Here is a 14,697-nt window from a genome sequence, read left to right as displayed (position 1 = left end):
CAAAAAATATCTTTTACTTGTTGATAGTTTCATGGATAGATCTGTTTTTTTGTTTTAAGCAAGCATCAATCCAGTTCTTTGCAAGTGTTGGATTGGAAGCAAAATGAAAGTGAGTATATCCAGCAACAAGGTTACCCAATACACACCCCTCTTGTTTCGAACCGAATCTGCCTTTGGCTTCATAAGCATGTGTAAGATCATCATCCGCTTCGAATGTCGAGTAGTGGAATTCATGTCCTTTTGCCCTCTCCATTTCATTGATCAAAAAATTGCCTGGAGTTCCTGTAATTTCTCGATAACCAAGTGCTGCAAGTTTTTTTTGCATTTTAATCCTGCCCGGTATAATACCTGCCATCTGATGCGTTTCTTTGGAAGTTGTTTCAATCGATTTGCTCAAAAACATGAAACCGCCACATTCCGCTAGAGTCGGCATCCCTTTTTCAATGGAGCTTCTGATGGATTCAATAGCACCCAAGTTACCGGAAAGTTCAGCTGCAAATTCCTCTGGAAAACCGCCTCCAAGGTATAAACCATCAGCTTCCAATGGAACTTCATCCCCTTTTAATGGAGAAAAATACTTGATGTTCGCCCCAAATGCTTCAAGCAACTCAAGGTTTTCCTGATAATAAAAATTGAAGGCTGCATCTTTTGCGACGGCAATGCACACTTCCTTTTCATTTTGGGGTTGAAATATATTTGAGTTTCCACTGGAAACTGAGCTTGTCTTGGATAAACGGTACAACTGATCGATATCGATCGTTTCCATGACTAATTGTGCAAGCTTATCGAAAAACGGATTTAGCTCCCCCCGTTCAATAGCAGGAATTAAACCCAAATGACGGCTTGGAATATCAATATCCATTTCCCGCTTCATATAACCCAGCACCGGTACATCGCATTCTTGCTCAATGGCTGATTTGACAATATTGTAATGCCCCGTACTTCCCACTTGATTGGCAATTACACCAATGATGTCCGGACCGGTCGAAAAGGCCTGAAATCCTTTTACGATTGCAGCTGCACTCCGTGCCATGCTGGCACAGTTGACTACCAACAGGACAGGGCTTTGCGTGATGATGCTGATTTCAGCCGTCGATCCTGTATTGGATAAAGGACTTTTGCCATCGAAGAAGCCCATGACTCCTTCGATGATCGATATATCTGCTCCGGTACCTGCTTTGGTAAGAATTTCTCGGACAGTGTCATGATCGAACATCCAACTGTCAAGATTGCGTGAAATCCGTCCTGTAACCGCTGTATGATAAGTAGGGTCAATATAGTCAGGACCACATTTGAACCCTTGGACAGTATAGCCTTTCTTCTGGAGGGCTGCCATGATTCCGATGGTCAATGTCGTTTTACCGACACCGCTTCCGGTACCCGCAATTACCAATCTTCTATCGTACATATTTGCTTCTCCCTCCTTAAAAAGGTATGATCCCAACTGAAATGGTTACGTTACCCGATTTTTTCTTAACCAGCTCCAATTGTTCAGCTTTAGTATAAATCCTCACAGCCGGTTCACTCACACCATATGCACCCGTGTATTTAAATACTGTTTCCGATGGCGCTTCGATTTTGGCTTGATTAAGCTCTTCCGGTTCATAATGCACGAATTCCCAACCGTATTTTTCAACCACTTCAATCAAGCCGATTTCGTCTTTCTTTAAGGAAATTGTACAGATCGCTTTAACGCTTTTTAAGGAAAACGATAATTCCGCTAGTGTTTCTGCAATCACCTGTTCAATTTCAGCTGCAGCTGTTCCCCTATTGCACCCGATACCTAGAGAAATGACTTTTGGCCGATATACGATCCCATTTTCAAGGATCCTCTTTTCCGACTGGCTAAGAATACGGTGAGTTACGACCAGCGCTGCTTGCGGCTTTGCTTGAAGCGCTTCTTCAATGGATGGGTATACGATTATGCGTTCGGGTAATGCCGTTTCATAAGTCCACCAATTCCGTTCACCTGATTCCTGTACAACGGCAACATGCTCTTCATTTACAACAGACGCACTCACTGGCGTCAATTTTTCTGCAGAATCCCAAATCCAGCCGAAGCGCTGTCCGAATAAGTCGACAGGAATCGTTTTTTGAACATCCGATGCCGTGGTGATTATGGCTCTTGCGTCAAGGGCTGCAGCAACTTCCTTAGTCAGTTCATTTGCTCCTCCCAGATGCCCTGACAGTACACTGATGACATTTTCCCCTTTATCATCAATGACAACGACACCCGGATCCGTTTTCTTATCCTTCAAAATTGGTGCAATCATCCTGACTACCGCACCGAGTGAAATAATTAATATGATTCCTTTATATTCCTTGAATAAAGCGGGTAATAGCATACGGACACTGCCAGAAAAAAGCTGGATCTGTTTATGCTCTTCGTCCCCTTTTTCAAACTTGCTCATGTAATATAGATCGGAATTCGAAAAAACGGTATGTAATTTTCGTGCCAGCTCGACACCATGCTTTGTAATCGCCACGATCGCATAAGTATGAGACCGTTTAATGGGAGCAAGTTCCGCTTCTTTCAATTCAATGATCATGGCTTAACACCTTTTCTGAAACCGTGGGTAAAACTCGCATCATATAATTTGGAACGGTATTCATCCTTATCATGGATGGTAGGGTCCAACGCCCATCCAGCCAAAATCATCGCATGCTTGCGGATACCATTTCTACGCATATCATCATCTAAGTTCACTAACGTGGTACGGACGATTTTTTGGTCCGGCCATGTTGCCCGTTGAATGACTGCTATCGGAGTATCATCCTTCCAACCGGCTTCCTGGAGTTCTTTAACGATTTTTTTAGTCAAGGTCGCACTCAAGAAAAGGGCAATCGTACAGTGGTGGCTTGCCAAATCACGTAACTTCTCAAATTCCGGAACAGGCGTACGCCCTTCAGCCCTCGTCAATATGAGTGTCTGAGTTAAATCAGGAATAGTCAACTCTGCACCTATTGCCGCTGCCGAGGCGAATACCGAACTTACCCCAGGGATCACTTCATAACCAATACCCTCTTTCTTCAAAAGGACAATTTGTTCCATGATTGCACCGTACATGGCAGGATCCCCTGTATGGATTCTAGCAACCATCTTTCCTTCTTTAACACGCTCAACCATGATGCCAACAATTTCCTCCAAATGCATACCAGCCGTTTTTAGCACCTCGGCATCGGGTTTTGCCTTAGCAATCAATTCTTCATTAACTAATGAATCCGTATATAAAATCACATCAGCCGTTTGGAGAATGTTCAATCCTTTTACAGTAATCAAATCCGGGTCACCTGGGCCAGCACCTACAATATATATCTTCATTTTCTCACCACCATCAATGTTAAGTATTCCAGTTCAAGTCCTTCCAATTCACTCACTTTCCAAATCACTTCTTCATCGGAAGTGACTTTGGTTACGACCGAGGCCTTTTCAAGCAAGTCCAAATCTTTTAAAACGGTGATCATTAAATCGATGACCTTTGCCACTTTGATGAACACCACGGCATCATGATCTTCGATCGCCTTCTTCATCGCTTCATAGTCATCCCTTGCAGGAACTATCGCAACATGATCATCACCATCAGCCAAAGCGATGCCCAGCCTTGACGCTGACCCATTAAAAGAAGAAATGCCCGGGACTGTCTTGATTTCGACTTCGGGATGCAGCTCCTGCATCAATTTCATCATATGTATGAACGTACTATATAAAAGCGGATCGCCTTCCGTAACGAAAGCAACATCTTTACCTTCATTTAATTTTTGCCAAACTTTTTCAACCGTTCCGTTCCATTCCCGATCCAAAATCGCTTGATCTTTCGTCATCGGAAATACCAGTCCCAGCATATCCTTCTCTTCAGGACGAATGTAAACTTCAACAATGCGATGGGCGTAGCTTTTACTCCCTTTTCTTTTTTTTGGATACGCAATGACCGGAGATTCCTGGATCACGCGAAATGCCTTTACTGTAATAAGTTCTGGATCGCCCGGGCCCACGCCAAGGCCATATAATGTACCAAGATTACTCATTCATGTCTTCCTTTCGTTGTGCAGTAATGATATAAACCGGATTAAGCGGAACAAATCTGTTCATTCCCAATATTGGCTTACTTCTGGAGATTTGGGCGTGCATGATGGAAGTGTGAAAACCAGCTTCAGCAAATGCTTCATTAGCCCTGTAAAGATTCTCAATCGTCGCTGCATTCAGAACGATCCTGCCGCCTTCTTTAAGCCGTTTGCAGCATGTATTGATGAGATCTGCCATTTCGCCGCCAGTCCCGCCAATGAAAATCGCATCAGGATCCGGAAAAGTTTCCAGCCCCTGCGGAGCTTTACCATGAATTGCCGTTATATCTGTACGGAATTTACGCTGGTTTTGATAACAGTTTTCTAAATCAGGCTCATTTTTTTCAATTGCGAAAATTTGGCCTTCGGATGCAAGCTTGGCCGCTTCAATTGCCATTGAGCCCGTACACGTCCCAACATCCCAAACGATGCTGTTTTTCCTGAGATTCAGCGCATGCAGGCTTAATACCCGAATTTCCTTTTTGGTTATGAGTCCTTTGTCGGGCTTACGCTGCGAAAACTCTTCATCTTCTATCCCCAAGGACCAGCTTGGACCTTCTGATTTTCTTTTCAAAATGACGACATTCAACGGGGAGAATTCCCGCTCCATCATTTCTTCAAGTTCATACCAGCCAGAGTCTTCGGTTTCTCCTTGAAGATTTTCAGCCACAAATGCCCGGTATTCAGTCATTCCGAATGAAATGAGATATTTAGCAAGTTGATTTGGACTATTTTCGATGTCAGTAAGCAAAGCTACTTTCGCTTTCCCATCTATCCTTTGGGCCAGACCTTTCATACTGCGTCCATGAACACTAACTAGGAAGGCATCTTGCCAGCTTTCACCCATTTTTGCAAAGGCAAGCTGAATTGAACTGAAATATGGGTAAACCTCTATGTTGATTTTGCTGGAAAGATAGCCTCCCATTCCATAAAACAATGGGTCACCGGAAGCTAAGACAACTGTTGGACGAGTTTCATCCTGCAGTTGTTCCACCACCTTGTTCAAACCGCCCTTTATGACAATCTTCTTGCCAGAGTAGTTCGGAAAAAACGATAAGACCCGTTCACCTCCGACCAGCACTTCACTTTCTTCTATCCATTGGGCATATTGGGGCAGTAAGCTTTCCTGACCGTTATCCCCTATCCCGATTAACTTCATCGATTGACTCAATTCCAACAGCCCTTCCCAGTAATTGTCCTTTCAACGAATAAATCGCCGTTTCCATTTCAATTCCGCCCTTCACTTGCTTAATGGCAGAGTTACAGCAGGATTCACATAGTTTATTAAAAAAATCAAAATTATTTATCGCTGACATCATGTCCCCGACTTGTGACGCTGTGTTTGCATTCTTGATTTCAAGAACAAGATCATCATCAGCTCCGACGCCCTTGGCTATTTCCGATAGAAAACCGAAGTCGACCGGGGCACTTTTTGAATGCACCATCATCACACCTTGGGCCACTTTGGAAAATTTACCCATCATACCGACCAATGATACCTTTTTAATTCCCTGCCTCTTACATTGCTTAAGTGAGAAGCCCACAAAGTCACCCATTTCAATAAAGGCTTCCTCAGGTAAATCCTGGAGAAGGCCCATCGCATACTTTTCACTGCGCCCGCCAGTGGTTAAGACAAGATGCTCGCACCCACTCGCTTTGGCGACACTGATAGCCTGGACGATGCTTGCCATATAGGCTGAACTGGAAAAAGGGACGACGGTGCCCCTTGTTCCTAAAATGGAAATGCCCCCCACAATCCCCAAGCGGCCATTTAATGTTTTTTTCGCTATTTCTTCACCTGCAGGCACGGAGATGACGACTTTCACTCCTCTATTGATCTTAAATTCTTCCAATGTTTGTTTCACAGTGGTTAAAATCATTTTTCGCGGTACAGGATTAATGGCCGCTTCTCCTACAGGGACAGGAAGCCCGGGTTTGGTCACACGACCCACACCTATCCCTCCATCCAGGATAATCCCAGGTGCATCAGACCAGCTGACAGTTGCGATAATATGTGCCAGATGGGTGGCATCGGGATCATCTCCGGCATCTTTGATCGTTTCGGCACTAACAGCATTTTCCGATATATCATATTTCTCAATAGTGAAAGTGGCATCTCGCCCGATGGGCAAGGAAATCGTCGCTTCCTCAAGTGCATCCCCCGTGATCAATGCAGTCAATGCCGCTTTAGTCACGGCAGTCGAACATGCCCCTGTCGTATACCCATGACGCATTTGCGAGGGGTCTTTTTTTACTTTCTTTTCCATGATTTTTAACTATCAGCTAAAAGGGAAATTGCGTTCAATGCTGCAACAGTGACAGTACTTCCGCCTTTTCGGCCAATATTCGTAATGAATGGAACCTCCGTGATCTTAGCGAGTTCCTCTTTAGATTCTGCTGCAGAAACAAACCCAACAGGCATTCCAATGATTAAGTCCGGTTTTGCAATCCCTTCTTTAATAAGGCGAATGAGCTCAAGTAAAGCTGTAGGTGCATTGCCAATGGCATAAATGCCCCCTTCATTTTCCTTAACGGCTTTTTGCATCGAAATGATCGCCCTTGTCGTATTCAAACGTTTTGCTTCGACCATTACATCCGGATCTGAAATATAGCAATGAACGTCCCCGCCGTGTTTTTGAAATCTTTTTTTGCCTGTACCGCTCTCGATCATTTGCACATCCGCAATGACATGTCTACCTTTGCGAATGGCTTCCACACCAGCTTGAATGGCATTTGGGTGGATGATGACACTTCTTCCCAATTCAAAATCCGCTGAAGCATGAATGACCCGGCGGACGATTTTCCATTCATCTTCAGAAAAATCATGATTGCCCATTTCTTCAGCTATGATTGAGAAGCTATAATCATATATTTTGTCTGGGTCTACCGTTAGTGGTTTAAAATCCGTTTTAAAGTCCATCTTGTATTCCTCCTATTTTTCAATTAGTTGTTTATTCAACTCGTCGATGACATGATCAAAACTGGAATGAACATTTTGATAGTCAACATCCGGTCGCGATATCATGATCGTCTCTATTCCACATTCCAACGCCGCTTCCAATTTCTCATCAACCGCACCGACCTTGCCACTTTCTTTCGTAATCATCAATGTGACCCCATACTGTTCATATAGAGCTTTATTTAATTCTTTGGAAAATGGCCCTTGAATCGCAACGATATTTTTTTGTTCAATGCCCAGCTGCGCACATTTCTCCATATTGTCCATGCGTGGCAGCATTCTCGCTATGACTCTTGTATTCTCTAGCCCTACCAATTCTTTTGCGAACACGGCCAGGGTTTTACTTCCGGTCGTGAGCATGATGACTCCCCGTTTCGCAGCGGCGAGCTTGGCAGCTTCCTCATAATCACGGACAACTATCAACTTATCATTCTGAAACCGTTGACTTTCACGCTCATAACGAATATAAGGGACATTTGCTGCCTTTGCTCCGTTAAGGGCGTTCTTGGATGCTTCTTCGGCAAATGGGTGACTTGCATCAACTACAGCCCGAAAACCTTTTTCAGAGATTAAAGATGTCATATCCTCTGCAGTTAATCGGCCAATCCGGGTGGATATGCCTGCATCTTGCAAACTTTTAGCTGCCGACCCGGTTACAACAGTTGCCAAAACCTTGAATCCCACCTGCTGAATCTCAATCGCTAATTCCCTTGCATCACTTGTACCCGCCAAAAACAAAATCATTTGGACGTCCCCACCACTTGCCCATCGTGATCGTGATCGTGGTCGTGATCATGATGGTGATCGTGATCGTGGTCGTGATGGTGATGATGGTGGGCATGTCCATGTTCCTCGACATGTTTACGATAGTTTTCCAAATCACGTGCCCCGCTTGATCTGCCTTCACTAGCTTCAATTACTCGTTCTTGCAGAATATTCTGTAATGTTGGATGATATCCAAAATACTTCGCCAAAATGAATTCTTGATCTTGATATAGCTCTTGAAAGCCTTTTAGCATATCCTCCATTCTTTCCATCAACACCCCTGTGAAGAGGAAATATGGCAGCATCACTACTTTTTTTGCCCCTAAGCGGATGCATCGTTCAATACCTTCGTCAACGTGCGGGTCCGTTACACCCATGAAAGCTGTTTCGACCCATTTAACGTTTAATTTTTCCCATAATAATCGTGAAATTTTATATATATCACTATTTGCATCAGCATCACTGCCACCTCGGCCAATTAGCAATATTGCTGTCTCAGCCTGTTCAGAGGTTGTATCGAATCCCGCTTCCTCAAGCCGGTCTGTCAGGATTGTCAATACATCATGGTGGACCCCGATTGTTTGGCCATATGTGAATTTCACTTCCGGATACTTGGTTTTCCCATCCTCTATTTCAGCTGGGATATGTAATTTCGAATGTCCTGCATGCAACAAAATGATCGGTATGACGATAACTTCAGTAGCCCCTCGTTTTACACAATTATCAATGCCTTTGGATATATTCGGTGCCGCAAATTCCAAGAAGCACGTTTCTACAAGGAAACGCTCATCCAATGCCGGAATCATATTTTCAATAAAATGAAGGACTTCTTCATTTCCCGAAGCCAAGCGGCTTCCGTGTCCTACGAACAAAACTGCTTTCATTTACTTTCCCCCTCTTGATTAGTCTTCACAAGGCGCAGGCTCTATGTTTATTTTGGGAGCGATGTCCCGATAAGAAAAATTCTGTATCTTTTTTGAACGTTTGAAGTATTTAAAAAGCCGCTCATTTGGATGGGCATTTTGCTTATACTCCGCGACAATGTCCGTAATCAGTTCAACAAGCTGTTCCGGTTCAATGCCTTCCGCAACCGGCTGACCTGGATGGGCTGTTCTTCCAACCGGTTTAGCTCCAAGAAATAAGTCGAACTTCCCTTTTCGGAAGACAATCCCGATATCATCCATCACAGCACTATAACAAGCCATCCCGCACCCATTAAAACCGATATTAAGTTCCTTGGGCATTTTCATTCCGCCAAGCACCCGATGTATTTCATCCGCATAAGGAATGGATTCCGTTTTTTCACCATCACAGAAATCACAGGCTTTTAATGTCAGTACATCTCCAATCGGCGATAATAGAAAGTTTGCTGATTGCAATTTCCCCGTAATCACTTCCGGATTCGTTGTCGGAATCTTTAATACGATTTTATGATTTGGCGTGTATTCCATCGTGCCCTTTTCCCCGACAACTTCCGCAAGAGTCATCATTTGTTTGGGAGTGAATTGTTTATTCGCCACACCTGGACTAACTGCAAGTTCGAATACCGACTCCATTTTTTGCTGAACGATTGGCTCAATGGATTGCTGAACGGTTTGACCCTTGACTCTTGACAGTGCTTCCATTGCCATTTCAAAGGAATCTGGCTTCTTTCCTGGTGCTTTTGTAAGTAATCCGACTCCTCCAGCGGATTCGGTGAAGGCTTCTTGCACGGAATCCGCTTCTTGATCTAATGCCCACGGTTCCGCTTCTTTTTGCAGGCGCTGATGCGGCTTCAATGGTTGCTTTTCCGAATTCAAAGTATATTTCCTCTGATAGCCTCTTGGTGTGATGATTTTGTCATCATATAAAAAGGTGGATGAATTACCAATAATGACGGTGGTCAACATTCCAATATCGTGATTCAACATATCTTTCAAATTGGTTATGACAATATCCTGCCTATCGCGATATGCACTTTTCACCAACCCGACAGGTGTATCGGGCGAACGGTAGCGAAGGAGAATTTTCTGTGTTTCAACAATTTGCCTGGTCCGCCTGCCGCTGCGCGGATTATACAGGGCAATGACAAAGTCTGCCATTGCAGCTGCTTCAACCCTTTTAGCGATCAGTTCCCAAGGAGTTAAATGATCACTGAGGCTGATCGTACATGAATCGTGCATGACTGGTGCCCCAAGTAAAGATGCACAAGAGTTGATTGCAGAAATGCCCGGAATGACTTCGATGCCCACTCCAGTTTCTTCTTTCCAGCCTTTTTCAATCAATACTTCATAAACCAACCCAGCCATCCCGTAAACTCCGGCATCCCCACTGGAAATTACTGCCACTTTCTTTCCCAGCTCCGCTTGTTTCACTGCTTCCTGTGCACGTGATACCTCTTCAGTCATCCCCGTACTAATAATCGTTTGATCTGTAAGCAGTCCCTGAATGAGCTCAACATAAGTTTTATAACCAATGATGTAGTCACTTTCCTGAAGGGCTTCGACAGCACGTTTGGTAATGTGTTCAAAATTCCCTGGGCCAAAGCCCACGACGAATAATTTACCGTTTGTACTCATTAAGACATCTCCTTTTACGCTTTGTTCTTTGAAATACCCGTATGAGCAGGAAAATCTGGATTAGGTGTCATTTCCCCATCATTGAATTGGTAGATCATTTGTGGAACAAACTCCCCATCATCAATATGGCTGACAATTTCCCGACCGAAATCAGGCGTTTCCACTCGATACCAGTTTCCTTGAGGATAGGCAATCACAACGCAGGCATCCTTGCATCTTCCATTACAGCGTGTCCTTGTTGTATGGATTTTCAAATCCAGTCCTTTGGAAGTAATTTCATCGCGAATCGCTTGGGTTACTTCTTCCCCGCCCTTTTTCATGCAGCTGCTCCCATTACAAATCAACAGATGTGTATTTGTACCCTTTAAGTTCCAAGTAGTCATCTTCTTCCTCCTGCGTTCAGGGAAAAGGCAAAATAAAAAACCTTAACATAAGAGTCAAGGTTTAAAAAACTATATGAATGAGGAGCCCCAGGCAAAAATGCCCATTCTCCCAAAATCGTCATAGTCCTTCTACCTTTCCCTCCGAAAAGTATCATGCAATTTTAAAAGCAGGTTTCCTGGCTTACGCTTCATTTTACTTTGTCCCTTCCCGGCAACAATGCCAGTGGCTATCGACAATTTCATCAGCGTTTACAGTAGCGGGGGCTGCATCGGATTTTCACCGATTTCCCTATTATCCCTTGCTTATTCACACAAGAGCACTTTTAAAATGAAATATTTGGTTTTAATAACATTCCTAACTAACTTTATCTATCATATAACAACTTTATCAAAATTCAATAGTTTATTCCGACTGTTTAGAAAAGTTTAATAGTGTATATCCTGCCCACAAGCCTTTCCTTGCAACAAACTTAGTCATAAAAAAAAATAGTGTGTAGCTGGAATTTTTTCTTTATGGTATACTATACGAGATTTTTCAAAATAATTACATAAGTTTTATGGTGTTGAATTTTTCGGAATTCAGCTTAAAAGGGAAGCCGGTGAAAATCCGGAGCGGTCCCGCCACTGTAAAGGGAAGTCCTATTACTTTAACTTTAATCCACTGTCAATTGAGATGGGAAGGATGTAATGGGATGATGAACCAAAGCCAGGAGACCTGCCATGAAGCGTGAAACTGTTTCAACCTACGAGGATGGGTGTGCGGATCAGGCAGAAAGGCCCATGGTTGGTTTATGCTGCAAAATTCCTGTTCATTACGCACTTCTTTCCTTTGAGAGAAGTGCTTTTTATGTTGGGCGCGCCTTTCTTCTCAAGATTGATCAGAAAAATTAAAAGTGTTGAAAGGAGAAAGAATGAAAAGAACCAATTGGAAAACCATTTATTTTGTCATTTTACTGCTTTTTGTCCCAAAACGGGCAATGGCCATGCATATCATGGAGGGCTTTTTACCCATTGAATGGGCTATATTCTGGTGGGCAGTTACGCTTCCATTTTTAATCTTGGGTTACCGGTCCATTAGGTCCAAAGTAAGGGAAAACCCAGAAACAAAAATGATTCTCGGCCTTTCGGGCGCATTTGTATTTATATTATCGGCCTTAAAGATTCCTTCCGTCACGGGAAGTTCTTCACACCCTACAGGAGTTGGGTTGGGTTCCATATTATTCGGACCGTTGGCCATGAGTGTCGTTGGCTCCATCGTTCTGTTATTCCAAGCCGTTTTACTGGCTCATGGAGGATTGACGACATTAGGGGCCAATGCATTTTCCATGGCCGTTTGCGGACCGTTCCTTGCTTACTTCGTCTTCAAGGGCGCAACTAAATTGGGTTGGTCTTTTTCACTTGCCGTATTCTTGGCTGCTGCTTTTGGAGATTTGGGAACCTATGTGGTAACTTCCGTTCAACTTGCTCTTGCTTTTCCATCCGAGGTAGGGGGATTCATGGCCTCTTTCAGTAAATTTGCCGGGATTTTTGCCCTGACCCAAATCCCCTTGGCAATCAGTGAGGGGTTATTGACAGTCGTCGTGATGAATTTCTTGAAAAAATACAATCTAGGCGAATTGAAGTTGCTGCGAGTTTTATCTAAGGAGGCCCGTTAACATGAAAAAAAGTTTACTGCTGCTTTTCCTGGTCGTCATTCTTGCTACCATACCGTTAATCACCCAACAAGGAACGGAATTTGGCGGTGCCGATGGCGAAGCTGAGGAAGCCATCACCAAAATCCAGCCGGAATACAAGCCATGGTTCAACAGTATTTGGGAGCCGCCAGGTGCAGAAACCGAAAGCTTATTATTTGCGCTGCAAGCTGCAATCGGAGCTGGTTTCATTGGTTATTTCATAGGTGTAACGAGACAAAGGAATAAGCAAACCAAACAAGAAATTCCCGAGAAATCGAAGCATGTTACTCATTGATAAATATGCCTATTTCAATGGGCTAAAGGATGTACATCCGTTGGAAAAGATGGTTTTTGCACTCTCCCTTTTGCTATTTTCGTTAACGGTAAGGGATATGACCGTTTCGCTCATCACTTTTATGGTGATGAGCGCTTTAATCATTTTTGCGGCAAAAATCCCGCTTTCTTATTATTTTAAATTACTTCTATTACCAGGATTCTTTATACTATCAGGTACAATTACCATCCTTTTTTCTTTTACAAGCAAATATACTTCGATTTCGAATATATGGTGGTCCTGGAAGGTCGGGAACTGGCAAATATTCATCAGCGATGACAGCGTAGGTACAGTGATCGATTTGATCACTGTCGTATTAGGCAGCATCAGCTGTTTATATTTCCTTACCTTGACTACACCCATTACCGTCATCCTATCCGTGATGCGAAAACTTAAAGTGCCTTCCTTATTGGTCGATTTAATAGAATTGACCTATCGCTTCATTTTTATTTTTTTAGAAACAGCTTTGGCCATTCACCAATCACAAGCGTCACGGCTGGGGTATGGCTCGTTAAGGAAAGGCATTCGATCTCTCGGATTACTAATCTCATCATTATTTTTAGGAGTATTGCAGCGCTCTGGACATTTGACGATGGCCATGAACGCAAGAGGCTATCAGGAGAACCTTTCCTATATCGAGGATACTTACACATATTCCTCACGCAATTGGCTTTTCGCGATTGTAATACTAGGAAGCTTAATCTTTATTAATGGATTTTTCTAAATTGGAGGCAACCCAAGAATGGACGAGCATATTTTTCATATAGAAGGCCTCACCCATCAATTCGCGGATGGAACGTTCGCTTTAAACGATCTTTCGCTAACGATCCAACATGGTAAAAAGATAGCATTATTAGGCAATAATGGTGCCGGAAAATCGACTTTATTCCTCCATTTAAATGGTCTTTTACAACCTACGGCAGGAAAAATCAGATTTAAGGGCAAGAAAATGAAATATAACCGTAAAGCATTATTATCATTACGAAATCAAGTCGGGATCGTCTTTCAAGATCCCGACTCGCAGCTCTTTTCCGCTAATGTACAACAGGATATATCGTTTGGACCGATGAATTTAGGATGGGATAGAAATGCCGTCCAGGAGAAAGTAAATTGGGCGATGGCTGAAACGGAAGTAACCGAACTGAAAGACAGGCCCACCCATTTTTTGAGCCTAGGGCAAAAAAAACGAGTCGCCATTGCTGGGGTACTCGCCATGGAACCCGATGTCTGGCTCTTGGATGAGCCTACCGCTGGATTGGATCCTTATTTCTCAAGACAGATCATGGCTCTGCTGGACAGTATCCACCACCATGACAAAACGATCATCCTATCAACTCATGATGTTAATTTAGCTTATCAATGGGCTGATGAAGTCGTTGTCATGAACGCTGGTAAGGTCATATACCAAGGAGATCCCGTCTCCGTTTTCCATGATGAAGACGTTTTGCTGCAGGCACATCTGGAGAAGCCGTGGGTTTTTGAAATGTTTCAAGCCCTCCTTCAATCAAGGGAACCTTTAGTACGGGACCTTTACCCAAGAACGAAGGACGAATTGCTTCAAATGTTGGAGACTGAAAGGATTTTTTAATTAAGCATCCCCTAGCTATTGTTTCATCTTTCCAAAAGCTAGGGGATCAAAAAACTGATATATTTTTTAAATGGCAGACGATAATTCTTGTTCCTAAAAACAAAAATCTTATTATTTATTACTTTTCTTCCTCAGTTCTTTCTTTTGCAAGTTCAATATCTCTTCCGTTTACATCATCAACGACTGCTTTTATTTCGCCTTCCGCATAAGTATCCGAGACTTGTTCGTGGGTTGTAGCCAGTCCAGAAGATAAATCATCTTCCCGTTTATAATCACTGACATCATATGTTCTTCCGGCAATTTCTGAAGATTCATTTTTTGATTGCTTGCTATCCATTTTTTCCACTCCTAGTTTTTTAAATTGTCCAATCATCC

The 14,697-nt window shown here is 43.2% G+C and carries 17 protein-coding genes and 2 riboswitches; of the genes, 5 read left to right on the top strand and 12 right to left on the bottom strand.

Annotated elements, in window-relative coordinates; all coding sequences use genetic code 11:
• Positions 1-13 precede the first annotated feature (13 nt).
• The 11 genes from QNH43_RS12220 to QNH43_RS12170 are packed head-to-tail and all read right to left on the bottom strand — an operon-like array spanning position 14 to position 10,727.
• Complete coding sequence (locus QNH43_RS12220) at positions 14-1,408, bottom strand: cobyrinic acid a,c-diamide synthase CobB (protein WP_283918038.1); 1,395 nt, start codon at positions 1,406-1,408, stop codon at positions 14-16.
• Positions 1,409-1,424: 16 nt separating this feature from the next.
• Positions 1,425-2,549, bottom strand: a complete 1,125-nt coding sequence (locus QNH43_RS12215) for a cobalt-precorrin 5A hydrolase (RefSeq protein WP_283918037.1) — start codon at positions 2,547-2,549, stop codon at positions 1,425-1,427.
• The gene (gene cobM / locus QNH43_RS12210) at positions 2,546-3,322 is read right to left on the bottom strand and encodes a precorrin-4 C(11)-methyltransferase (protein WP_076371480.1); all 777 of its coding nucleotides are present in this window, start codon (positions 3,320-3,322) and stop codon (positions 2,546-2,548) included. The genes QNH43_RS12215 and cobM overlap by 4 nt, the downstream gene beginning before the upstream one ends.
• Positions 3,319-4,026: a precorrin-2 C(20)-methyltransferase gene (gene cobI, locus QNH43_RS12205; RefSeq protein ID WP_098371853.1), complete on the bottom strand. Its 708-nt coding sequence runs from the start codon at positions 4,024-4,026 to the stop codon at positions 3,319-3,321. The genes cobM and cobI overlap by 4 nt, the downstream gene beginning before the upstream one ends.
• A complete protein-coding gene (cbiE, locus tag QNH43_RS12200; RefSeq protein ID WP_434060196.1) occupies positions 4,019-5,221 on the bottom strand; it encodes a precorrin-6y C5,15-methyltransferase (decarboxylating) subunit CbiE in 1,203 nt (400 codons plus the stop codon). The genes cobI and cbiE overlap by 8 nt, the downstream gene beginning before the upstream one ends.
• On the bottom strand, positions 5,196-6,329 hold the full coding sequence (locus QNH43_RS12195; RefSeq protein ID WP_283918036.1) for a cobalt-precorrin-5B (C(1))-methyltransferase: 1,134 nt from the start codon (positions 6,327-6,329) through the stop codon (positions 5,196-5,198). The genes cbiE and QNH43_RS12195 overlap by 26 nt, the downstream gene beginning before the upstream one ends.
• Before the next feature lie 5 nt (positions 6,330-6,334).
• Positions 6,335-6,982, bottom strand: a complete 648-nt coding sequence (locus QNH43_RS12190; protein WP_034312499.1) for a precorrin-8X methylmutase — start codon at positions 6,980-6,982, stop codon at positions 6,335-6,337.
• A 12-nt stretch (positions 6,983-6,994) separates the two neighbouring features.
• Positions 6,995-7,765 carry a precorrin-6A reductase gene (gene cobK / locus QNH43_RS12185; RefSeq protein WP_283918035.1) on the bottom strand — a complete coding sequence of 257 codons (771 nt, stop codon included), beginning with the start codon at positions 7,763-7,765 and terminating at the stop codon, positions 6,995-6,997.
• Entirely contained in the window at positions 7,762-8,670 is a 909-nt protein-coding gene (locus QNH43_RS12180; RefSeq protein WP_283918034.1) for a sirohydrochlorin chelatase, read from the bottom strand. Before QNH43_RS12180 ends, cobK begins: the two co-directional genes overlap by 4 nt.
• 18 nt (positions 8,671-8,688) lie before the next feature.
• Positions 8,689-10,344: a precorrin-3B C(17)-methyltransferase gene (cobJ, locus tag QNH43_RS12175; RefSeq protein ID WP_283918033.1), complete on the bottom strand. Its 1,656-nt coding sequence runs from the start codon at positions 10,342-10,344 to the stop codon at positions 8,689-8,691.
• Positions 10,345-10,358: 14 nt separating this feature from the next.
• Entirely contained in the window at positions 10,359-10,727 is a 369-nt protein-coding gene (locus QNH43_RS12170) for a (2Fe-2S) ferredoxin domain-containing protein (RefSeq protein ID WP_283918032.1), read from the bottom strand.
• A 149-nt stretch (positions 10,728-10,876) separates the two neighbouring features.
• Positions 10,877-11,067, bottom strand: a riboswitch (cobalamin riboswitch).
• A gap of 201 nt (positions 11,068-11,268) precedes the next feature.
• Positions 11,269-11,464, top strand: a riboswitch (cobalamin riboswitch).
• On the opposite strand from QNH43_RS12170, the gene QNH43_RS12165 reads away from it, so the two are divergent.
• The 5 genes from QNH43_RS12165 (at position 11,448) to QNH43_RS12145 (ending at position 14,322) form a co-directional block, all read left to right on the top strand.
• A complete protein-coding gene (locus QNH43_RS12165) occupies positions 11,448-11,618 on the top strand; it encodes a hypothetical protein (RefSeq protein WP_179086154.1) in 171 nt (56 codons plus the stop codon). It overlaps the preceding riboswitch by 17 nt.
• A gap of 20 nt (positions 11,619-11,638) precedes the next feature.
• Entirely contained in the window at positions 11,639-12,382 is a 744-nt protein-coding gene (locus QNH43_RS12160; protein WP_283918031.1) for an energy-coupling factor ABC transporter permease, read from the top strand.
• Position 12,383: 1 nt separating this feature from the next.
• A complete protein-coding gene (locus tag QNH43_RS12155) occupies positions 12,384-12,695 on the top strand; it encodes an energy-coupling factor ABC transporter substrate-binding protein (RefSeq protein WP_076371496.1) in 312 nt (103 codons plus the stop codon).
• Entirely contained in the window at positions 12,682-13,458 is a 777-nt protein-coding gene (gene cbiQ, locus QNH43_RS12150) for a cobalt ECF transporter T component CbiQ (RefSeq protein WP_283918030.1), read from the top strand. Before QNH43_RS12155 ends, cbiQ begins: the two co-directional genes overlap by 14 nt.
• An 18-nt stretch (positions 13,459-13,476) precedes the next feature.
• Entirely contained in the window at positions 13,477-14,322 is an 846-nt protein-coding gene (locus QNH43_RS12145; protein WP_283918029.1) for an energy-coupling factor ABC transporter ATP-binding protein, read from the top strand.
• 118 nt (positions 14,323-14,440) lie between these two features.
• Here the strand turns inward: QNH43_RS12145 and QNH43_RS12140 are convergent, their stop codons facing one another.
• The gene (locus QNH43_RS12140) at positions 14,441-14,659 is read right to left on the bottom strand and encodes a YozQ family protein (RefSeq protein ID WP_283918028.1); all 219 of its coding nucleotides are present in this window, start codon (positions 14,657-14,659) and stop codon (positions 14,441-14,443) included.
• Positions 14,660-14,697: the final 38 nt, after the last annotated feature.

It is taken from the genome of Peribacillus simplex (assembly GCF_030123325.1).
GTDB classification, from domain to species: domain Bacteria; phylum Bacillota; class Bacilli; order Bacillales; family DSM-1321; genus Peribacillus; species Peribacillus simplex_D.
The sequence above is the reverse complement of the archived record's forward strand: the minus strand, read 5'-3'. Positions and strand labels throughout refer to the sequence as shown.

What these genes read in the sequence shown, in the direction of transcription:
- QNH43_RS12220 (WP_283918038.1), bottom strand. Translation starts at nt 1,408, where the DNA reads ATGTACGATAGAAGATTGGTAATTGCGGGTACCGGAAGCGGTGTCGGT.
- QNH43_RS12215 (WP_283918037.1), bottom strand. Translation starts at nt 2,549, where the DNA reads ATGATCATTGAATTGAAAGAAGCGGAACTTGCTCCCATTAAACGGTCT.
- cobM (WP_076371480.1), bottom strand. Translation starts at nt 3,322, where the DNA reads ATGAAGATATATATTGTAGGTGCTGGCCCAGGTGACCCGGATTTGATT.
- cobI (WP_098371853.1), bottom strand. Translation starts at nt 4,026, where the DNA reads ATGAGTAATCTTGGTACATTATATGGCCTTGGCGTGGGCCCGGGCGAT.
- cbiE (WP_434060196.1), bottom strand. Translation starts at nt 5,221, where the DNA reads ATGAAGTTAATCGGGATAGGGGATAACGGTCAGGAAAGCTTACTGCCC.
- QNH43_RS12195 (WP_283918036.1), bottom strand. Translation starts at nt 6,329, where the DNA reads ATGGAAAAGAAAGTAAAAAAAGACCCCTCGCAAATGCGTCATGGGTAT.
- QNH43_RS12190 (WP_034312499.1), bottom strand. Translation starts at nt 6,982, where the DNA reads ATGGACTTTAAAACGGATTTTAAACCACTAACGGTAGACCCAGACAAA.
- cobK (WP_283918035.1), bottom strand. Translation starts at nt 7,765, where the DNA reads ATGATTTTGTTTTTGGCGGGTACAAGTGATGCAAGGGAATTAGCGATT.
- QNH43_RS12180 (WP_283918034.1), bottom strand. Translation starts at nt 8,670, where the DNA reads ATGAAAGCAGTTTTGTTCGTAGGACACGGAAGCCGCTTGGCTTCGGGA.
- cobJ (WP_283918033.1), bottom strand. Translation starts at nt 10,344, where the DNA reads ATGAGTACAAACGGTAAATTATTCGTCGTGGGCTTTGGCCCAGGGAAT.
- QNH43_RS12170 (WP_283918032.1), bottom strand. Translation starts at nt 10,727, where the DNA reads ATGACTACTTGGAACTTAAAGGGTACAAATACACATCTGTTGATTTGT.
- QNH43_RS12165 (WP_179086154.1), top strand. Translation starts at nt 11,448, where the DNA reads ATGAAGCGTGAAACTGTTTCAACCTACGAGGATGGGTGTGCGGATCAG.
- QNH43_RS12160 (WP_283918031.1), top strand. Translation starts at nt 11,639, where the DNA reads ATGAAAAGAACCAATTGGAAAACCATTTATTTTGTCATTTTACTGCTT.
- QNH43_RS12155 (WP_076371496.1), top strand. Translation starts at nt 12,384, where the DNA reads ATGAAAAAAAGTTTACTGCTGCTTTTCCTGGTCGTCATTCTTGCTACC.
- cbiQ (WP_283918030.1), top strand. Translation starts at nt 12,682, where the DNA reads ATGTTACTCATTGATAAATATGCCTATTTCAATGGGCTAAAGGATGTA.
- QNH43_RS12145 (WP_283918029.1), top strand. Translation starts at nt 13,477, where the DNA reads ATGGACGAGCATATTTTTCATATAGAAGGCCTCACCCATCAATTCGCG.
- QNH43_RS12140 (WP_283918028.1), bottom strand. Translation starts at nt 14,659, where the DNA reads ATGGATAGCAAGCAATCAAAAAATGAATCTTCAGAAATTGCCGGAAGA.